The organism is Haemophilus parainfluenzae T3T1 (genome assembly GCF_000210895.1).
Classification (GTDB): Bacteria; Pseudomonadota; Gammaproteobacteria; order Enterobacterales; family Pasteurellaceae; genus Haemophilus_D; species Haemophilus_D parainfluenzae_A.
This window is the reverse complement of the sequence record NC_015964.1, coordinates 1,541,138-1,560,673: the sequence shown is the minus strand read 5'-3', so window position 1 is coordinate 1,560,673 and position 19,536 is coordinate 1,541,138. Positions and strand designations below refer to the sequence as shown.

Sequence of the window (19,536 nt, the reverse complement as noted above, 5' to 3'; positions counted from 1 at the left end):
TCATGATTAAGGAAGTTTCGGCTTCCTTAATCTTTTTTATGGACATGAAAAATGAAAAAACAGCTGACTTTTTATTTTATTCGACATGGTAAAACCGTTTGGAATACAGAAGGTTTGATGCAAGGTCATGGCGATTCCCCTTTAACAGAAGAAGGCGTTAATGGTGCGAAAAAAACAGGTGTTGCACTTAATCATATTCCTTTCATTGCCGCTTATTCCAGCGTATTAAAACGTACTATCGCAACTGCCTCTCACATTATCGGCAAACGTGATATTCCCCTTTTCCATCATCAAGGTTTAAATGAACAGTATTTTGGTTCTTGGGAAGGCAAAGTTGTTGATACGTTAAGAGAACACCCAGAGTTCAAACAACTCATTAAAGATCCTGCCAATTACAAAGCTCAAGTAAATGGCGGCGAAACGTTCGAACAATTGGGCGAGCGAGCCATGAAAGCATTGCACGACATTATTAAGATCCACAATCAAGGCAATATTCTCATTGTGTCGCATGGCCATACTCTACGTTTATTGCTTGCCTTATTAAACGGTGCTACGTGGCAAAATCACCGCGATGAAGATAAATCGGTATCGCTTATTAATACATCAATTAGTGTTGTACATTATGACGATGAGAACGGTTTTCGCGTTGAGAAAATGAATGATGCGGATCATTTAAAATAAGCAAAGTTAGATAAAAAATAACCGCACTTTGGATGATCTAAAGTGCGGTTAATTTTTATAGTGTTTTTGTGATTTATTTCACTTCGCGGAATAAAATCTCGCTTGGAATCACAGAACCTTGCCAGTAAAGCTCAGTTGATACTTTTTCTGCTAAATCTAAGAAAGATTTCGCAATTTCACTGTCTGGCGCTGCAACTACGGTTGGTTTACCCGCATCCAAATCTTGACGAACTTGGATATTCAACGGTAACTGACCTAATACTTTCACATTGTATTTTTGTGCCATTTTTTCTGCACCACCAGTGCCAAAAATTGCTTCGTGGTGTCCACAGTTGCTACAAATATGCATAGACATATTTTCCACAATACCTAACACGGGGACAGACACACGTTCAAACATCGATACACCTTTCACCGCATCTAATAACGCAATATCTTGTGGTGTTGTGACCACAACCGCACCCGTTACAGGGATTTGTTGTGAAAGGGTTAATTGGATATCACCTGTACCCGGAGGCATATCGATTACTAAGTAATCTAAGCTATCCCATAAGGTTTCATTTAAAAGCTGGCTTAATGCACTACTTGCCATTGGACCACGCCAAATAGTCGCATTATCTTCATCCATTAAGAAACCGATCGAGTTGGCTGATAACCCATGTGCTTTAATTGGGGTGATATGTTGGTTATCTGGTGAAGTTGGGCGTTGATGTGGTGCACCTAACATATGCGGAACAGATGGACCGTAAATATCCGCATCTAAAATACCCACGCGAGCACCTTGAGCTTGTAAAGCAAGGGCAAGGTTAACCGAAACAGAAGATTTCCCAACCCCGCCTTTACCTGAAGTCACCGCGATGATGTTTTTCACGCCTTTTACAGCGGGTTGATTATTCGCACGTTTTAAGGTTGCGATTTGATAATTCACCACCCATTTGATTTCTTTGCTATCTGTTGCTTTTAATAAGGCATCAGAAAGTTGCTGTTTCACTTGCTCCACGCCAGTGTTCCATGCAAAAGGCAATTGTAATTCAATACGTAATACGTCACCGCCTTTTTCTACTTTCTTCAAAGTATTTAATGCGATTAAGTCTTTTTGCAAACTTGGATGTTGAAATTGTTGGAAAACTTGCAGAACTTGAGATTGTTGTTCTGCCGTTAAATTTTCAGAAAAAGCAGTTGCCATAATATTCCTTTAATAGTAGTAGGTAGTAGAGTAAATTTGTCAGGGATATTTTACCCTTTTTACACCTCAAATGTTAAGCTAAAAGTATAACTAAACTAGAAAAAATCGCATTAATCGGGTAACATACTCGCAATTTTTGCAAAAAGAATAAGAGAAAAATAATGACAACTCAACCTCGTAAAATTTTAGTCACTTGTGCATTACCTTATGCAAATGGCGCCATTCATTTAGGCCACATGTTAGAACATATTCAAGCGGATATTTGGGTGCGTTTCCAACGTATGCGTGGCAATAAAATTCATTTTGTCTGTGCTGATGATGCACACGGTACACCAATTATGCTTAATGCCGATAAATTAGGCATTACACCAGAAGAATTAATTGCAAAAGCAAAAGCGGATCACGTACGTGATTTTGCTGGTTTCAATATTAGTTTTGATAACTACCACTCTACTCACAGTGAAGAAAATAAACAACTCACCGCTGACATTTACAATAAATTAAAGACAAAAGGCTTCATTAAAACGAAAGTGATTTCTCAGTTATTCGATCCTGAAAAGAATATGTTCTTACCGGATCGCTTCGTTAAAGGGACTTGCCCAAAATGTAAAGCCGAAGATCAATACGGCGATAACTGTGAAGTTTGTGCCTCTACTTATAGCCCAATGGATTTGATTAATCCACGTTCTGCAGTGTCAGGTGCAACACCAATAGTCAAAGAGTCTGAACACTTCTTCTTTGACTTGCCTGCTTTTGAAGGCATGTTAAAAGAATGGACTCGCTCTGGCTCGCTTCAACCGGAAATTGCAAACAAAATGCAAGAATGGTTTGAAAGTGGTTTACAACAATGGGATATCTCTCGCGATGCCCCTTATTTTGGTTTTGAAATTCCAGGTGCAAAAGATAAATTCTTCTATGTTTGGTTAGACGCCCCAATTGGCTACATGGCGTCTTTCAAAAATCTCTGCGAGCGTGAAGGCATTGATTTTAATGAATTCTGGGGAGAAAACAGCGATGCAGAACTTTATCATTTTATCGGTAAAGATATCGTGTATTTCCACAGTCTATTCTGGCCGGCTATGTTAGAAGGGAGCGAATTCCGCAAACCAACCAATGTGTTTGCTCACGGTTATGTCACCGTAGATGGCGCCAAAATGTCAAAATCACGCGGTACATTTATCCAAGCCAGTACCTATTTAAATCACATTGATCCGGAATGTTTGCGTTATTACTACGCGGCGAAATTAAACGATCGTATCGAAGATCTCGATTTCAATTTGGAAGATTTCGTTCAACGAGTCAATACAGATATCGTTAATAAATTAGTCAATTTAGCGTCTCGTAATGCGGGCTTTATCACAAAACGTTTTGAAGGCAAATTAGCAGATAAATTAGAAGACGAAGCGCTTTTTGCTGAATTTACTGTACAAGCTGAACAAATCGCTGCTTATTATGAAAGCCGCGAATACAACAAAGCGATTCGTGAAATCATGGCATTAACTGATAAAGCCAATAAATATATTGATGAAAAAGCACCTTGGGTCATTGCGAAAGAAGAAGGCAAAGAGGCTGAATTACAAGCAGTTTGCTCAATGGGTATCGAGCTTTTCCGTGTATTAATGTCTTACTTAAAACCGGTTCTTCCAAAACTGGCTGAACGTGCAGAAGCGTTCTTACAAACAGAACTCACTTGGAATAATATTGCACAGCCATTATTGGGTCATCAGCTTACCCCATTTAAAGCCCTTTTCTCTCGTTTAGAGAAAAAACAAATTGATGCTGTTGTAGAAGAAACTAAAGCACTGTTTGCTGAGACAAATAAAGCGACAGAAAAAACTGCGGCAAAACCAACCGCACTTTCAAACATTGAACCTATTGCTGACACTATTACCATTGATGATTTTGCTAAAATCGATATGCGTGTGGCAAAAGTGCTGAAATGCGAAGCCGTACCAGAATCAAATAAACTCTTACGTTTTGAATTAGATTTAGGTGACCATACTCGCCAAGTGTTCTCTGGCATTAAAGCGGCTTACAACAAACCTGAAGAATTGGAAGGTCGTTTTGTTATTGTGGTTGCGAACCTGGCACCACGCAAAATGAAATTCGGTGTATCAGAAGGAATGATTCTCTCCGCTGGTACTGGTGGAAGTGATTTATTCTTACTTTCTGCTGATAGCGGTGTCACTGCAGGTATGCAAGTAAAATAATTTAATATTTAGGCGACTTAGGTCGCCTTTTTTATTGCCAAATAGAATCAAATAACCTACCATAGCAATCAGCTATTTATTACGCAAATTAAAAGGAATTCATTATGACAAACGAACTTATCTGTTATAAACAAATGCCAGTTTGGACAAAAGATAAATTACCTAAAATGTTCCAAGAAAAGCACAATACTAAAGTGGGCACTTGGGGCAAACTTACGGTGCTAAAAGGTAAACTTAAGTTTTATGAGCTAACTGAAGATGGTGATGTTATTGCTGAACATATTTTCACGCCTGAAAGTAATATTCCGTTCGTCGAGCCACAAGCCTGGCACCGAGTTGAAGCCCTTTCTGATGACTTAGAATGTACGCTTGGTTTCTATTGCACAAAAGAAGATTACTTCAGCAAAAAATATAATATGACTGCAACGCATGGTGATGTGGTTGATGCAGCTAAAATTATCAAGCCTTGTAAAGTGCTAGATTTAGGCTGCGGACAAGGTCGTAACTCCCTTTATTTAAGCTTAAAAGGCTACGATGTGACCTCTTGGGATCACAACGAAAATAGCATCGCCTTCTTGAACGAAACTAAAGACAAAGAAAACTTGAATATTAAGACCGCTGTTTATGATATTAATACCGCCAATATTCAAGAAAACTACGACTTCATTTTATCAACCGTGGTATTTATGTTCTTAAACCGTGAGCGAATTCCAGCCATTATTAAGAATATGCAAGAACACACCAACCCAGGTGGTTATAACTTAATTGTTGCAGCCATGTCCACGCCTGAAGTGCCTTGTCCACTTCCGTTCTCATTTACATTCTCTGAAGGTGAATTAAAAGAATATTACAAAGATTGGGAATTCTTAGAATATAACGAAAATATGGGTGAATTACATAAAACCGACGAAAACGGCAATCGCATTAAATTAAAATTTGCGACGATGTTAGCAAGAAAAAAATAATTCGCTAATTTAGAAAAGAAAATGACCGCACTTTGTTAGATAAAGTGCGGTCATTTTTTATGGTATTTTAATTACTCTTCAATAGAACGTAATAATTCGTTGATACCTACTTTACCTAAAGTTTTTGCATCAACTTTTTTCACGATCACTGCACAGTATAAGCTGTATTTACCACATTTTGATGGAAGGCTACCTGAAACAACCACAGAACCCGCAGGAACGCGACCGTAGAACACTTCACCCGTTTCACGATCATAGATTTTAGTTGATTGACCAATGAATACGCCCATAGAGATCACACAACCATCTTCAACAATCACGCCTTCAACCACTTCAGAACGTGCACCGATAAAACAGTTATCGCCGATAATGGTTGGGTTTGCTTGTAATGGCTCTAATACACCACCGATGCCTACACCACCAGATAAGTGTACATTTTTACCAATTTGCGCACATGAACCAACAGTTGCCCATGTATCAACCATGGTACCTTCACCCACATATGCACCGATATTGACATAAGAAGGCATCAATACACAGTTTTTAGAAATGTATGCGCCTTTACGTACTGTTGCAGAAGGTACGACACGGAAACCTTCTTGAGCAAAACGCTCTTCGGTATAGTCAGCAAATTTTAATGCTACTTTGTCGTAATATTTGGTTTCTGCACCATCAATGATTTGGTTATCATTGATACGGAAAGATAATAATACTGCTTTTTTCAACCATTGGTGAGTAACCCATTCACCATCAATTTTTTCTGCAACACGGTATTTACCGCTATCTAGTCCTTCGATTACTTCTTCGATTGCTGCACGAGTTTGTGCATCAACTGTTTTAGGCGTGATTTCTGCACGTTTTTCAAATGCAGCTTCAATAATTTGTTGTAAATTTGACATTTTGCTTCCTATTGTCGATGTGAAATAACGATTGATAGTTTTATCATATTTTTGACTTTCAAGCAAAAAACAACCGCACTTTCTTTTGATTTTAAGCATAAAAAAAGCGAACCTAATGGCTCGCTTTTTCTATTTTTCGTTTAGTTAGTTAATAACAGAAACATTTAATGATGAACCGCCAACGATTCTTACGCGACGACCTGCTTGGAAGCTTGGATCTGCTTTTTGAACCACAACGATTTCTTCTCTGTTATCTTTTCTGATAACAATCTCTGCACCATTAACCTGGCTCATTTTTTCTTCAATTTTGCTACCTACAATGGCACCACCAATCGCACCAACAACACTTGCAATAGCTTGGCCAGTACCACCACCAATTGTGCTACCAGCGATACCACCCAAAGCACCACCACCAACAGAACCAATTACACCATTGTTATCTGCTTGGATTTTAACTGGGCGAACAGACACGATTGTACCGTAGCTAATTGAACGAGCCTCTTTCGCTTGATCTGCTGAGTAAACATCACCGCTAAAAACATCGGTATTTGCACAACCAGTCAAACCAATAGACATCATAAGAGCTAATGCTACTGTTACTTTTTTCATAAAACTAACCTTCTAAAAATAAATTAGATTGGGTTTCTTGGAGACCAAGTAGAAACGTTTTTCGCGCCTTGACCGTTGTCAGATACTTTCACACAAGCACCAGTTACTAAAGTTGAATCATATTTGTGAACGATCACTTCAGTTTCACCTTCTTGTTTGTATGAACAGTCATTTTTACGAACGGTTAATTTTACATCGTCACCTTGTAATTCGGTGAAAATAACTTGACCTTTATAAGCGCTTTCATCTTTTTGTGATTGAGATGAACAAGCTGATAAACCTAAACTTAATAAGACAGTTAATGCTAAGGTAATTTTTTTCATTACACTAAACCTCGAGTATTTTCTTTATTGTATAAGGATGAACCTTTATGCAAACATGATTTTCTGTTTTATCAACAAAACTCACTGCAATTGATGGATTGGGCAATTGCTCCCCTTCCACCTTAGGTTCGCTCACCTTCATGGTTAATTGAGTTAGTTCCTTCCATAAAAACGTATTGCAAATCCGATTAACCCAATCCTCAACAGATTCATGAGATAAAAACGGCATTACAATTTCAATATGTTCCCAAGTTTCTTGGGGATATTGTTTATTTTTAGGAAACGGTAATTCAATAACATCGACAGGCTGACCAATGAAATCAACTGGCTCATCTAATTCAATCAAATAGATAGGACGCCCATTGACGATATTATCGCTTAAAATTCTACCGCACTTTAATAACTCTGTCAGCCAATTTTTTGCTTTTTCTTCACTATTTGCTCTTAAAGCTAAATGATCGATTTGGTAATCGTCCAAATTTACTTTCATAACGGCGGCTAATTGCTGAATTTTTTCCTGAAATAAAGGTAATTCTTGATAAAGTGCGGTCGATTTTTCCATTAAATTTGACATTTTCTCCTGCTCTTACTTTGAGAAATCACTAAACAACGGTATCATAGCCGATTATTTTCATTATTCAATTTCAAGATTAGGAAAAACCGTGAATATTCAATCTATTTTATCCGATAAAATTAAACAGGCGATGATTGCAGCTGGTGCAGATGAGCAATGTGATGCGCTTATTCGTCAATCTGGTAAACCACAATTTGGTGACTACCAAGCAAACGGCATCATGGCTGCGGCTAAAAAACTAGGTTTAAATCCTCGTGAATTTGCACAAAAAGTATTAGATCATGCTGATCTTTCTGATATCGCTGAAAAAACGGAAATTGCTGGTCCGGGTTTTATCAACATTTTCTTAAATCCAACTTGGCTAGCGAATAATGTTTCTGCTGCATTAAAAGATCAAAATCTTGGTGTCAGCGCAAATGAAAAACAAACCATCGTGATTGATTATTCTTCACCAAACGTTGCAAAAGAAATGCACGTAGGTCACTTACGTTCTACCATTATCGGTGATGCTGTTGTTCGTACCCTTGAATTTTTAGGTCATAACGTTATTCGTGCGAACCACGTAGGTGACTGGGGTACGCAATTTGGTATGCTTATTGCTTATCTTGAAAAAATGGAAAATGAACACGCAAGCGAAATGGAACTTCAAGATCTTGAAGCATTCTATCGCGAAGCGAAAAAACATTACGATGAAGATGAGTCTTTCGCTGAAAAAGCGCGTAACTATGTAGTGAAATTGCAAGGTGGAGATGAATATTGCCGCACAATGTGGAAAAAATTAGTCGATATTACCATGCAACAAAACCAACGTAACTACGATCGTTTGAATGTCACATTGACTGAAAAAGATGTGATGGGTGAAAGCCTTTATAACCCGATGTTACCTGCTATCGTTGAAGATCTGAAAAAACAAGGTTTAGCGGTTGAAGATGAAGGTGCATTGGTTGTTTATCTTGATGAATTCAAAAACAAAGAAGGCGAACCGATGGGGGTAATCGTTCAGAAGAAAGATGGCGGTTTCCTTTATACCACTACCGATATCGCGGCGGCTAAATATCGTTATGAAACCTTAAAAGCGGATCGCGCATTAGTGTTCTCTGATACACGCCAAAGCCAACACATGCAACAAGCGTGGTTAATTACGCGTAAAGCCGGTTATGTGCCAGACAGTTTCTCACTTGAACATAAAAACTTCGGTATGATGTTGGGTAAAGATGGTAAACCATTCAAAACTCGTACTGGCGGCACCGTAAAATTAGCAGATTTATTAGATGAAGCGATTGAGCGTGCCACTGTATTAATCAATGAGAAAAATACCAACTTATCTGATGAAGAAAAAACTGCGGTTATTGAAGCAGTAGGTATTGGCTCGGTGAAATATGCGGATCTTTCCAAAAACCGCACCACTGACTATGTGTTCGATTGGGATAATATGCTCAGTTTTGAAGGTAATACCGCGCCTTATATGCAATATGCTTATACGCGTATTCGTTCAATTTTCAATAAAGCAAACGTGAATCCAACCGCACTTGCAGAAGCGAAGATTCAGCTTTCTGATGAAAAAGAACGTGCATTAGCGATCAAATTGCTTCAATTTGAAGAAGCCGTTCAAACGGTGGGTAAAGAAGGGACACCGCATGTACTCTGTGCTTATTTATATGAATTAGCAGGTGCGTTCTCTTCATTCTATGAACACTGCCCAATCTTAAATGCAGAAGATGAAAACGTAAAATTAAGCCGTTTAAAACTCGCTTCTCTTACAGAGAAAACCTTAAAACAAGGTTTAGCGTTATTAGGCATTAAGACAATCGAAAAAATGTAAAAAAAGTGCGGTCAATTTGACCGCACTTTTTTCTTTATACATCCACTAAAATAAGTATCGCCGCTTCTCCGCCCCATTCTTTGGGCGCTTGGTGTAACGCTCGGACTTTAGGGTGCTGAACTAACCAACGTGGAATTTGTTTTTTCAACGTAAAGGTTCCATAGCCCGTCATGATGCTCGCACAATAAACATGCTCATCTTCACAAGCTAACAACAGTGCTGCCAATTCCATTTTGGCTTGCTCACGGGTTAAACCATGTAAATCCAAAAATAATTCAGGTGAAAAATCGCCACGACGAAGTTGTTTCAATAAATGGCTATCTTCCCCTTCGCGTAAATATTTGATGACACCATCATGTTCATTTAGCAATGGTTCATACTCATCAGAAAAATAGAAAAGCGTATCCTCTTTTTCTCGAATATCACGTAAATGGGATTTTTTCTGACCGCTCTTTTGACGCGGCGCTACAAAGGTATCTTGCTTAATGGGTTTAATCCCTTTAGTTTCAGCCCGAAAAAGATCGAAATCATCTGGTTCTGTCATTATTTTTCTCAATTTGTTATTTTGCTTAATGATAGCACATCTATTCTATGGTATAACTAGCCAAATTTTTTATTGAGGCAGAAAATGGAAACCTTACACAATCAAGAGCTTGTTGCAACAATCTTAGAAGATAATGTAGCAAGTGAATTAACAACCATTCAAGATTTTTTACGCTGGACATACAGCACATTCAACCGTTCTGATATTTATTACGGGCAAGGCCATGACAATGCATGGGATGAAAGCCTTCAATTAGTGCTTGCTGGACTTCAATTACCACTCGATTTACCGCAAGATTTATTTAACAGTAAACTGACTCATTCAGAAAAAGAAACCTTAGTACAATTAGTTTTAAGCCGTATTGAGCAACGTGTGCCCGTCGCTTATTTAACGAATAGTGCGTGGTTCTGCGGATTAGAATTTTATGTAGATGAGCGCACAATTATTCCTCGCTCGCCAATTAGTGCATTAATCCAAGATAAATTTGCTCCGCTTTTAAAATCTGAGCCAAAACGAATTTTGGATCTTTGTACTGGCAGTGGTTGTATCGCAATCGCGACGGCTGAAGCCTTTCCTGAAGCTGAGGTAGATGCGGTCGATCTTTCTGTGGATGCGTTAAATGTGGCAGAAATCAATATTGCGCGTCACCAATTAGAACATCGTGTTTTCCCGATTCAATCAGATTTATTCCAAAATCTCTTCGGTCAACAATATGATTTAATCGTGACCAATCCACCTTATGTGGATGAAGAAGACTTAGCAGATATGCCGGAAGAATTCCACTATGAACCTGAATTAGCCTTAGGTTCAGGTGTTGATGGGTTAGAAATTACAAAACAAATTTTAAAACAAGCGCCAGATTATTTAACACAAAATGGCATGCTCGTTTGTGAAGTGGGCAACAGCATGGTAAGTCTCATTGAACAATACCCAGATGTGCCATTTGAATGGGTTGAACTAAAAAATGGTGGCCTGGGTGTATTTGCCATTAGCCGCGAAGATTTAGTGAAATATCACGATTCTTTTTAATCTCAAGTGCGGTTAGAAATCGTCATAAATTTTAACCGCACTTAACCAATTACTGGCGCGCGTTCTAAACGCGTGCTTTTCTTTTTTTTAATAAAACAATGAATTTACAAAAACTTTTACTGACTCGTCGTTTCTTTTCTACCCTTGCATTCTTTTCCATGCAAACGGTATTTTTCATCTATTTACAAGGAAAAGGATTAAGCAACAGTGAAATTGCCTTTTCGCTCTCGTTGCTTTTTTTCTGCAACCAAGCATTGGCTATTTTAGCCGGTATCTGGGGTGATCGTTTTGGACTGGCCAAAATGATGTTACTTGGATGCTTTTTAGATGTCATCGCCTATATTTTCTTTCTCTCTGCGGACAATTACATTCTACTTTTAATTGCCACCACCTGTTTTGGATTAGGTAGCTGTTTGTTTGGTACCAATGCAAAAGCCTGCCTATTGGTGCTCGCGGGTGGAGAATACAAAGAGAAAACCCGATTACAGGGAAAATATTTGAAAGTCACTTCCATGTCGTCTATGTTTGCGCCTTTATTGGTGATTCCATTTATCAAATACAATCACATTGAATGGTTGATTTGGGTCTGCTTTGCGATGGAAGCGGTTCTCTTTGCCTTAATGGTAAAACCGTTTTATCAAATCCAAACCTTGCAGACCTTAGTGAAGTTTCGCTTTGCTCAAATTAAAGAAATCATCACCAAAGAATTTTTATTTGTGCATTTAATGTTGTTTATTCCTCTTTCCATTGCAACCTCATTCTTTGTGATCTTCCCGTTTCTTTTTGATAACAAATTAGGGATGCCAGAACACTCTCCCATTGCACTTTTTGTAAATGGTTTGTTGACTGTGTCGCTACAAGGTTATTTTTCTCGAAAAATTAATTTAACGATTAAACAAACCTTATGGGTGGCACCAATCTTGGCTGTTGGTATTATCTTGCCTTGGTTTATTACGTTGAAATATATTTCTGTGGTTTCCGCTTATATTTACTTAGTCATCTTCACGGTGATTGAAGTCTATGCCTTAACAGCAATGGCGAATTTATTAGTAAAATTTGATAACGGTACCAACCGAGGCTTTATCTTTGGCTCATCACGATTATTGCTTTCTATCGCGACAGTTATCGTCATGAACTTAGTGCCACATTTATTTTTATTGTAAAAAAAGAGCGGTCAGAATTCGGATTAAATTCTGACCGCCCTTTTATTTTTGCTATTTTACTTCACATCTAATTCGACATTATCAAACAATTTCTTCACAGCATTGTTATCACGCAATCTCTCGGCTTTTTCAACCATTGGACGCGTTAAGTGCGGTGAGAAAAATTCGATAAAATCATACATATAATTGCGTAAAAAAGTGCTGTGTTTAAAGGCAATTTGCGTCATACTCGCACGGAACAAATGCCCTGCATCAATCGCCACTAAATCCGTATCGGCTGGCGTATGCGCCATAGATGCCATAATGCCCACACCTAATCCTAAACGCACGTAGGTTTTTATCACGTCAGCATCCGTTGCAGTGAACACAATATTCGGCAAAATACCAGCTCGGTTAAACGCATAATCCAAATCAGACACACCAGTAAAACCGAAGGTATAAGTGACTAACGGATATTTACCTAATTCTTCAACGGTAAGCTCTTTCACTTTTGCTAAAGGATGATCGGGTTTAACAATCACCGAACGATTCCACAAATAGCAAGGCAATTGAATCAAATCATCAAAAAGGTACGGCGCTTCTGTCGTGATCGCTAAATCCACTTCGCCAGAAATCAACGCATCGTGAATTTGGGTCGGTGAACCTTGATGAATATGCAGGCTCACATCCGGATATTGTTTAGAGAAACGTTCTACCACAGCTGGTAGCATATAACGCGCTTGTGTATTGGTTGTCGCAATGCGTAACACGCCATGATTTGGGCAAGTGTATTCATTAGCAACCGATTTAATACTTTGCGCTTTCACCAAAAGCTCACGAGCAATAGCCACGATCTTTTTACCCGCAGGGGTAATGGATTTAATATGCTTGCCGTTACGCTCAAAAATCTCTAAACCTAATTCATCTTCTAACAAGCGAACCTGTTTACTGATACCAGGTTGAGAGGTATAAAGCGCGTTAGCCGCTTCTGTCACGTTTAAATTTTGGTTTACAATCTCAACAATATAGCGAAGTTGCTGCATTTTCATCGCTAATACCACCTATTATTTTTTATAGCGTTTACTTAACTCAGTATAACGTTTTACTGCTTTACGAATTTGACCTGATTTTGGTCGACGACGAGGTTTGGTTACGTCTAATTTGGTTTCGGTTTCTGGTGGTAAGCCCACTAACTCACGTAGATAGTTGACGTTTTCCAGATCCATTTCTTCCCAGCCACCACGCGGTAAACCTTTCATCAGCTTAATATTGCCGTAACGAATACGAATTAAACGACTCACTTGAATACCTTGTGATTCCCACAGACGGCGCACCTCACGGTTACGACCTTCCATTAAAGTCACATCGTACCATTGGTTAATCCCAACACCACCGGCAAATTTGATTTCTTTGAAATTGGCTGGACCATCTTCCAACTGCACGCCTTTACGTAAACGCGCTAACATGGCATCGTCCACTTGACCAAATACACGCACAGAATACTCACGCTCAACTTCACGGCTTGGATGCATTAAACGGTTAGCTAATTCACCATCTGTTGTGAAAAGTAATAAGCCTGAAGTATTAATATCCAAACGACCTACCGCAATCCATCTTGCGCCATTTAGACGTGGTAAACGATCGAATACGGTCGGACGGCCTTCAGGATCACTACGAGTACAAAGTTCACCTTCTGGTTTGTAATACATTAACACACGACACACTTCTTTTTGTGCTTGTTGAAGGTTGATGATGCGACCATCAATACGCACTTTTACACCAGAATGTACATCGATACGATCGCCAAGAGTCGCCATTTTGCCATCAACACTTACACGATTTTCAGCAATCATCGCTTCAATTTCACGACGAGAGCCTTGCCCTGCACGCGCAAGCACTTTCTGTAATTTTTCACCTTCTACAGTAGATTGACGAGATGGTTTAGCTACCTTAGCTTTAGGGGTTGATTTGATGTCAGAATTGACCGCACTTTTACGATCTTTACGATCAAAGTGCGGTTGTTTTCCCGCTTGTTTTTCACGTTCTTGTCTGACTGGTTTTTGAATAGGTTTCATCTGTTTTTCCTTTGTCGCTTTCCCAAGCGTCTAAAATAAGTTAAATGAAAGGATCGGTACTACCACTTCCTTCACGTAAAATCACTGGTGATTCTTCCGTTAAATCCACCACTGTTGTTGGCTCTTGACCTAAATAGCCACCATGAATAATTAAATCTACTTGGCGTTCTAAACATTCGCGAATCTCTTCTGGATCGGAATAAGTCATATGTTCATTATCAGGCAACATCAGTGAGCAAGATAGAATCGGCTCACCTAATGCCTTCAATAAATCTAAGGCTATTTGATTATCTGGTACACGCAAGCCAATCGTTTTGCGTTTTGAGGTCATTAATCGGCGTGGAAGTTCTTTCGTTGCCGTCAAAATAAAAGTATAACGTCCCGGCGTATTGTTTTTAATTAAACGATAAGCCGAATTGCTCACCGTTGCGTAGGTTGAAAGCTCGGATAAATCGCTACATACCAACGTAAAATTATGCCCTTCCGGCAATTTACGAATCGCAACAATACGATCCATCGCATGTTTATCGCCGATCATACAGCCTAAGGCATAGCCTGAATCCGTCGGGTACACAATGACGCCACCTTGACGCAAAATTTCTACCGCTTGATTAATCAAACGCGCTTGCGGATTTTCAGGGTGGATATAGAAAAATTGGCTCATAATTTTGTCCTTAAAAAACTGACGAGATTATACACCGATTTAGATATAGTTATAAGAATTTGTTATAAAAAACGACCGCACTTTGAAAACTCATCCAAAGTGCGGTCAATTTTTTAGGTATTTTATTTCAACAATTCACGAAGGGCTGAACCGATTTCAGCTAGGCTTCTCACCGTTTTCACGCCTGCCGCTTCAAGAGCAGCAATTTTATCTTCCGCCGTTCCTTTTCCACCACTGATAATGGCTCCCGCATGTCCCATACGCTTGCCTTTTGGTGCCGTCACACCTGCGATATAAGCCACCACAGGTTTTGTCACATGGGACTTAATAAACGCAGCAGCCTCTTCTTCTGCTGAGCCACCGATTTCACCAATCATCACGATAGCTTCAGTTTCAGGATCTTCTTGGAAACGTTTGAGAATATCAATGAAGTTGGATCCTGGAATAGGATCGCCACCGATCCCGACACAAGTAGATTGACCAAAACCTTCATCTGTCGTTTGTTTTACCGCTTCATAAGTCAAAGTACCTGAACGAGAAACAATGCCTACTCTGCCTTTTTTATGGATATTGCCCGGCATAATACCAATCTTACACTCATCCGGTGTAATCACACCTGGACAATTTGGGCCGATCATCACAACACCCGTTTCATTTAATTTTTGTTTTACCAACAACATGTCCAATGTTGGAATGCCTTCTGTAATACAGACTACTAGCTGAATACCAGCATCAATAGCTTCTAAAATGGCATCTTTGCAAAATGGCGCAGGCACATAAATCATGGTTGCCGTAGCCCCTGTAGCTTGCACTGCTTCACGTACTGTATTAAATACCGGCAAACCTAAGTGCGTTGTTCCGCCTTTATTTGGTGAAATCCCACCGACTAACTTTGTGCCATAAGCCAATGCTTGCTCGCAATGAAATGTCCCCTGCGCACCAGTGAAACCTTGGCAAATTACTTTTGTTTCTTTATTAATTAAAATCGCCATGATTATTCTCCTTTTGCCGCTTTCACTGCCGCTTGAGCAGCTTCCTGTAAAGTATGTGCTGCAATTAAATTCACACCACTTTCCGCTAAAATTGCTCTGCCTTGTGGGGCATTGGTTCCTTCTAATCGAACCACAACAGGCACTTTTACCCCTATTTCCTGGATCGCTGCAACCACCCCTTCAGCAATAAGATCGCAGCGTACGATTCCACCAAAAATATTCACTAAGACTGATTTCACATTTTTATCCGTGAGAATAATTTTAAAGGCTTCCGCCACACGTTCTTTTGTTGCACCACCGCCAACATCAAGGAAGTTGGCGGGATTACCACCATATAATTTCACAATATCCATGGTTCCCATGGCAAGCCCTGCGCCATTAACCATACAGCCAATATCGCCTTCCAAGGCAACATAGTTAAGCTGATATTTTTCAGCTTCTGCTTCACGTGAATCACTTTGGCTTAAATCGCGCAAGGCTAACAAATCAGGATGACGATAAAGTGAGTTATCATCAATGCCTACTTTCGCATCCAAACAAATTAAGTTACCTTCTTTTGTCACCACGAGCGGATTCACTTCAACTAAAGAAAAATCTTTTTCGATAAAAAGCTGCGATAATTTCACAAAAATAGCAGCAAATTGTTTATTTTGCTCGCCACTTAAGCCAAGTTTAAAGGCTAATTCACGACCTTGATATGGCATACCACCAACCAAAGGATCAATGGCGACTTTATGGATTAGTTCAGGCGTTTCCCTTGCTACATCTTCAATATTCATACCTCCCGCTGAAGATGCCATAAAAACGACTTTCTGTGAAGCACGATCAATCACCGCACCTAAGTAGAGTTCTTTATCAATCTGGCAAGTTTCTTCAATATAAATGCTATTAACGGGTTGGCCTTTTTTATCGGTTTGGAAGGTCACTAAATGCTGGCCAAGCCATTTATCCGCAAAAGCACGCGCTTCTTCTGTATTATGAACAAGCTTCACCCCACCGGCTTTTCCACGTCCACCAGCGTGAACTTGACATTTCGCTATCCAAACATCGCCATTCAGCTGAAAGAGCGCCATTTCAGCTTCGTCTGCTGTTTGACATACGACACCTTCACTCACAGGCAGATCATATTGCTTAAAAAGTTGCTTGGCTTGGTACTCATGTAAATTCATATTTCCTTCCTATTTTGATGTTGTTTAGCGAAACAAACAAAATTTGACCGCACTTTGTTTTATTTTAAATTCTGGGCTTGCTCTTTACATATTGAGTTATATACTGAGCCAGAATAACCACAATCCATGTTAAGGATAACAACATGCAAACAAAAAAATCAAGCAATCTTGCGATTGCGCTCATTTGGTTTACTGCTGCTATTTCAATGGCAGAAATTCTCACTGGTACTTGGTTTGCGCCACTAGGGTGGCAACAAGGTTTAATTGCCATCGTCGTTGGGCACTTTATTGGTGGTTCGATGTTTTTCTGTGCAGGTTACATCGGTGCAAAAACCCAAAAAAGTGCCATGCAAACGGTACAAATATCATTTGGTGAAAAAGGTTCTGCCCTTTTCTCTTTACTCAATGCCATGCAACTGATGGGATGGACTGCTGTCATGATTTATATGGGGGCTGAAGTCATTTCTATCTTAAATCAAACAGCTGATGCTTCCATCTTTCCATTCCTTACACTTGGCTTAGGCATACTCATCATACTTTGGCTACTACTCGGCTTCACTAAATTAGGTATCTTCAAAAGCCTCTCACTTGTCACCATGTTTTTACTGATGCTGTGGCTAAGTATTCAAGTAGCTAATAAACCATTTATTGCCATGGACGTTGCACAAAATATTAAATTTGGTACTGCTGTAGAAATTGCTGCCGTCATGCCACTTTCTTGGTTACCAGTAGTATCTGACCACACGAAGAACAGCGAAACACCATTTAAAACGACCGCACTTTCAACGCTAACTTATACCGCGACCAGCTGCTGGATGTATGCTCTCGGCTTAGGTGCAGCATTAGTGACCGGTAAATCTGAAATCTCACAAATTCTTTCTCTTGCTGGTGTAAGTGTTATTGGTGTATTAATTGTCATCGCCTCTACCATGATTAACACTGCACTTCCCGCCTATTCCACCGGCATGAGTTTAAACAATATTTTCCCCCAATTAAAAGTCACGCCAATCTCCGTACTTACCGTGATTGTGGGCATTATATTAGCCTCAACCTTACCAGTGACAGAATACGAACATTTCTTGTTCTTTATTGGTTCAGTATTCGCGCCAATGATCGCTGTGCTTATCGCTGATTTCTTTGTGCTTAAACAGCATGATGTTAAAAAATCAGTTGATAGTGTTGGACTCGGTGTTTGGTTTGTCGGCTTCGTACTCTATCGTTTCCTTATGACAAAAGGTTGGGAAACCGATTTAGGTCTAACTTTCCCTGTTATCATCATTACCTTTATCTTAGCAATCTTAGTACGCAAAATAGCTAAATAAAGATTGGATTTTAACTATAGAAAGGCGGGCATTATTCCCGCCCTTTTATTCACATCAATGTAAAAAAGGCTTTTCCCCTCAAAAGAGAAAAGCCTATGTGCTTAGATTTCTAATAATAAACGAGTTGGATCTTCTAATAAGTCTTTAATCGCCACTAAGAAGCCTACTGATTCACGACCATCAATTAAGCGGTGGTCATAAGATAATGCCAAATACATCATCGGACGAATCACAACTTGGCCATCTACCGCAACTGGGCGTTCTTTAATGGCGTGCATACCTAAAATCGCACTTTGTGGTGGATTGATAATTGGTGTGGACATTAAAGAACCAAATACACCGCCATTAGTAATGGTGAAGTTACCTCCCGTTAAATCTTCAACGGTTAATTTACCATCACGGCCTTTTTCTGCTAGTGATTTAATTTGTTTCTCAATATCAGCCATGCTAAGTTTGTCGCAGTTGCGTAATACTGGTGTCACTAAACCACGCGGGGTTGAAACGGCAATGCTAATATCAAAATAGTTGTGATACACAATGTCATCACCATCAATTGAAGCATTCACTTCGGGATAACGTTTTAATGCTTCAACGACTGCTTTAATGTAGAAAGACATAAAGCCTAAACGTACACCATGTTGCTTTTCAAATTTCTCGCCGTATGTTTTACGTAATTTCATAATCGGCTGCATATCCACTTCATTGAATGTCGTGAGCATTGCGGTGGTATTTTTAGCTTCTAATAAACGTTCTGCAATACGTTTACGTAAACGAGTCATCGGTACACGTTTTTCTGAACGAGAGCTATATGCCACAGTGCTAACCGTATTTTGCTCTGTCGCTACATCTTGTTTCGCTTTTTGAGCATCTCGTTTTGCTACTTCACGTGCAACATCTTCACGAGTAATACGGCCACCCACACCAGAACCTTGAATTTTCTCTGCATCTAAATCATGTTCAGCTAATAAACGACGAATAGCCGGACCTTGATCTGCTGAATTATTGTGGCTATTTTCAATGGCTGCTTTTTGACGATCTGCTGGTGTTGGCTCATTGCCTTTCACTGTCTCTGATGAAATATCGCCCGCTTGTTGAGTAGAAAGTTTACCTAAAAGCTGTTTACTTACTACGGTTGCGCCTTCTTCTTGAAGAATTTCAGCCACTACGCCATCACTTAATGCTGGCACTTCAAGTACCACTTTATCTGTTTCGATTTCCACTAAAACTTCGTCACGTTTTACTGTCTCACCCACTTTTTTATGCCATGTTGCAACAGTTGCATCCGCAACGGATTCCGGTAAATCTGGAACAAGAATTTCGATTGTCATTT

19 protein-coding genes are annotated in these 19,536 nt (G+C 39.5%); 7 read left to right on the top strand and 12 right to left on the bottom strand.

Annotated features, from left to right (window positions below; translation table 11 throughout):
• Nucleotides 1-51 precede the first annotated feature (51 nt).
• Nucleotides 52-681: a histidine phosphatase family protein gene (locus PARA_RS07825; protein WP_014065295.1), complete on the top strand. Its 630-nt coding sequence runs from the start codon at nucleotides 52-54 to the stop codon at nucleotides 679-681.
• Nucleotides 682-754: 73 nt separating this feature from the next.
• On the opposite strand, the gene apbC is transcribed toward PARA_RS07825, so the two are convergent.
• Nucleotides 755-1,867, bottom strand: a complete 1,113-nt coding sequence (gene apbC / locus PARA_RS07820) for an iron-sulfur cluster carrier protein ApbC (RefSeq protein ID WP_014065294.1) — start codon at nucleotides 1,865-1,867, stop codon at nucleotides 755-757.
• 161 nt (nucleotides 1,868-2,028) lie between these two features.
• Between apbC and metG the strand changes: the two genes are divergently transcribed.
• Both metG and tehB read left to right on the top strand, forming a co-directional pair.
• Entirely contained in the window at nucleotides 2,029-4,077 is a 2,049-nt protein-coding gene (gene metG / locus PARA_RS07815) for a methionine--tRNA ligase (RefSeq protein ID WP_014065293.1), read from the top strand.
• A gap of 104 nt (nucleotides 4,078-4,181) precedes the next feature.
• Nucleotides 4,182-5,042: an SAM-dependent methyltransferase TehB gene (tehB, locus tag PARA_RS07810; RefSeq protein ID WP_014065292.1), complete on the top strand. Its 861-nt coding sequence runs from the start codon at nucleotides 4,182-4,184 to the stop codon at nucleotides 5,040-5,042.
• 71 nt (nucleotides 5,043-5,113) lie between these two features.
• Here the strand turns inward: tehB and dapD are convergent, their stop codons facing one another.
• The 4 genes from dapD to PARA_RS07790 form a co-directional block, all read right to left on the bottom strand.
• The gene (gene dapD / locus PARA_RS07805) at nucleotides 5,114-5,941 is read right to left on the bottom strand and encodes a 2,3,4,5-tetrahydropyridine-2,6-dicarboxylate N-succinyltransferase (RefSeq protein WP_014065291.1); all 828 of its coding nucleotides are present in this window, start codon (nucleotides 5,939-5,941) and stop codon (nucleotides 5,114-5,116) included.
• Between the two features lie 144 nt (nucleotides 5,942-6,085).
• A complete protein-coding gene (locus PARA_RS07800; protein WP_014065290.1) occupies nucleotides 6,086-6,550 on the bottom strand; it encodes a glycine zipper 2TM domain-containing protein in 465 nt (154 codons plus the stop codon).
• Nucleotides 6,551-6,573: 23 nt separating this feature from the next.
• Nucleotides 6,574-6,873, bottom strand: a complete 300-nt coding sequence (locus tag PARA_RS07795) for a hypothetical protein (protein WP_014065289.1) — start codon at nucleotides 6,871-6,873, stop codon at nucleotides 6,574-6,576.
• Nucleotides 6,874-6,877: 4 nt separating this feature from the next.
• Nucleotides 6,878-7,447, bottom strand: coding sequence for a VOC family protein (locus PARA_RS07790; protein ID WP_014065288.1), 570 nt, complete (start codon nucleotides 7,445-7,447; stop codon nucleotides 6,878-6,880).
• Between the two features lie 88 nt (nucleotides 7,448-7,535).
• Here PARA_RS07790 and argS point away from each other — a divergent pair, with 88 nt between their 5' ends.
• The gene (gene argS / locus PARA_RS07785; protein ID WP_014065287.1) at nucleotides 7,536-9,269 is read left to right on the top strand and encodes an arginine--tRNA ligase; all 1,734 of its coding nucleotides are present in this window, start codon (nucleotides 7,536-7,538) and stop codon (nucleotides 9,267-9,269) included.
• A gap of 34 nt (nucleotides 9,270-9,303) precedes the next feature.
• On the opposite strand, the gene smrB is transcribed toward argS, so the two are convergent.
• Complete coding sequence (smrB, locus tag PARA_RS07780) at nucleotides 9,304-9,813, bottom strand: endonuclease SmrB (protein WP_005695969.1); 510 nt, start codon at nucleotides 9,811-9,813, stop codon at nucleotides 9,304-9,306.
• Between the two features lie 84 nt (nucleotides 9,814-9,897).
• On the opposite strand from smrB, the gene prmB reads away from it, so the two are divergent.
• Nucleotides 9,898-10,842 (top strand): 50S ribosomal protein L3 N(5)-glutamine methyltransferase, encoded by a 945-nt coding sequence (gene prmB / locus PARA_RS07775; protein ID WP_014065286.1) that lies wholly within the window; start codon nucleotides 9,898-9,900, stop codon nucleotides 10,840-10,842.
• Between the two features lie 98 nt (nucleotides 10,843-10,940).
• Nucleotides 10,941-12,005, top strand: coding sequence for an MFS transporter (locus PARA_RS07770; protein ID WP_014065285.1), 1,065 nt, complete (start codon nucleotides 10,941-10,943; stop codon nucleotides 12,003-12,005).
• A gap of 56 nt (nucleotides 12,006-12,061) precedes the next feature.
• Here PARA_RS07770 and cysB read toward each other — a convergent pair whose 3' ends face one another.
• From cysB to sucC, 5 genes are all read right to left on the bottom strand, one after another.
• On the bottom strand, nucleotides 12,062-13,033 hold the full coding sequence (cysB, locus tag PARA_RS07765; protein WP_014065284.1) for an HTH-type transcriptional regulator CysB: 972 nt from the start codon (nucleotides 13,031-13,033) through the stop codon (nucleotides 12,062-12,064).
• 15 nt (nucleotides 13,034-13,048) lie between these two features.
• Nucleotides 13,049-14,059 (bottom strand): 23S rRNA pseudouridine(2605) synthase RluB, encoded by a 1,011-nt coding sequence (gene rluB, locus PARA_RS07760; RefSeq protein WP_014065283.1) that lies wholly within the window; start codon nucleotides 14,057-14,059, stop codon nucleotides 13,049-13,051.
• 40 nt (nucleotides 14,060-14,099) lie between these two features.
• Complete coding sequence (locus tag PARA_RS07755; protein WP_014065282.1) at nucleotides 14,100-14,723, bottom strand: L-threonylcarbamoyladenylate synthase; 624 nt, start codon at nucleotides 14,721-14,723, stop codon at nucleotides 14,100-14,102.
• Nucleotides 14,724-14,845: 122 nt separating this feature from the next.
• On the bottom strand, nucleotides 14,846-15,715 hold the full coding sequence (gene sucD / locus PARA_RS07750) for a succinate--CoA ligase subunit alpha (protein ID WP_014065281.1): 870 nt from the start codon (nucleotides 15,713-15,715) through the stop codon (nucleotides 14,846-14,848).
• Nucleotides 15,716-15,717: 2 nt separating this feature from the next.
• Nucleotides 15,718-16,884: an ADP-forming succinate--CoA ligase subunit beta gene (gene sucC / locus PARA_RS07745; protein WP_014065280.1), complete on the bottom strand. Its 1,167-nt coding sequence runs from the start codon at nucleotides 16,882-16,884 to the stop codon at nucleotides 15,718-15,720.
• Nucleotides 16,885-17,027: 143 nt separating this feature from the next.
• Here sucC and cytX point away from each other — a divergent pair, with 143 nt between their 5' ends.
• The gene (gene cytX / locus PARA_RS07740) at nucleotides 17,028-18,206 is read left to right on the top strand and encodes a putative hydroxymethylpyrimidine transporter CytX (protein ID WP_014065279.1); all 1,179 of its coding nucleotides are present in this window, start codon (nucleotides 17,028-17,030) and stop codon (nucleotides 18,204-18,206) included.
• Nucleotides 18,207-18,307: 101 nt separating this feature from the next.
• Here cytX and odhB read toward each other — a convergent pair whose 3' ends face one another.
• Nucleotides 18,308-19,534, bottom strand: a complete 1,227-nt coding sequence (gene odhB / locus PARA_RS07735) for a 2-oxoglutarate dehydrogenase complex dihydrolipoyllysine-residue succinyltransferase (protein WP_014065278.1) — start codon at nucleotides 19,532-19,534, stop codon at nucleotides 18,308-18,310.
• Between the last annotated feature and the right edge of the window lie 2 nt (nucleotides 19,535-19,536).

Bases quoted from the DNA above. Each gene is read 5' to 3' on its own strand.
- PARA_RS07825 (WP_014065295.1), top strand. From the start codon at position 52: ATGAAAAAACAGCTGACTTTTTATTTTATTCGACATGGTAAAACCGTT.
- apbC (WP_014065294.1), bottom strand. From the start codon at position 1,867: ATGGCAACTGCTTTTTCTGAAAATTTAACGGCAGAACAACAATCTCAA.
- metG (WP_014065293.1), top strand. From the start codon at position 2,029: ATGACAACTCAACCTCGTAAAATTTTAGTCACTTGTGCATTACCTTAT.
- tehB (WP_014065292.1), top strand. From the start codon at position 4,182: ATGACAAACGAACTTATCTGTTATAAACAAATGCCAGTTTGGACAAAA.
- dapD (WP_014065291.1), bottom strand. From the start codon at position 5,941: ATGTCAAATTTACAACAAATTATTGAAGCTGCATTTGAAAAACGTGCA.
- PARA_RS07800 (WP_014065290.1), bottom strand. From the start codon at position 6,550: ATGAAAAAAGTAACAGTAGCATTAGCTCTTATGATGTCTATTGGTTTG.
- PARA_RS07795 (WP_014065289.1), bottom strand. From the start codon at position 6,873: ATGAAAAAAATTACCTTAGCATTAACTGTCTTATTAAGTTTAGGTTTA.
- PARA_RS07790 (WP_014065288.1), bottom strand. From the start codon at position 7,447: ATGTCAAATTTAATGGAAAAATCGACCGCACTTTATCAAGAATTACCT.
- smrB (WP_005695969.1), bottom strand. From the start codon at position 9,813: ATGACAGAACCAGATGATTTCGATCTTTTTCGGGCTGAAACTAAAGGG.
- prmB (WP_014065286.1), top strand. From the start codon at position 9,898: ATGGAAACCTTACACAATCAAGAGCTTGTTGCAACAATCTTAGAAGAT.
- PARA_RS07770 (WP_014065285.1), top strand. From the start codon at position 10,941: ATGAATTTACAAAAACTTTTACTGACTCGTCGTTTCTTTTCTACCCTT.
- cysB (WP_014065284.1), bottom strand. From the start codon at position 13,033: ATGAAAATGCAGCAACTTCGCTATATTGTTGAGATTGTAAACCAAAAT.
- rluB (WP_014065283.1), bottom strand. From the start codon at position 14,059: ATGAAACCTATTCAAAAACCAGTCAGACAAGAACGTGAAAAACAAGCG.
- PARA_RS07755 (WP_014065282.1), bottom strand. From the start codon at position 14,723: ATGAGCCAATTTTTCTATATCCACCCTGAAAATCCGCAAGCGCGTTTG.
- sucD (WP_014065281.1), bottom strand. From the start codon at position 15,715: ATGGCGATTTTAATTAATAAAGAAACAAAAGTAATTTGCCAAGGTTTC.
- sucC (WP_014065280.1), bottom strand. From the start codon at position 16,884: ATGAATTTACATGAGTACCAAGCCAAGCAACTTTTTAAGCAATATGAT.
- cytX (WP_014065279.1), top strand. From the start codon at position 17,028: ATGCAAACAAAAAAATCAAGCAATCTTGCGATTGCGCTCATTTGGTTT.
- odhB (WP_014065278.1), bottom strand. From the start codon at position 19,534: ATGACAATCGAAATTCTTGTTCCAGATTTACCGGAATCCGTTGCGGAT.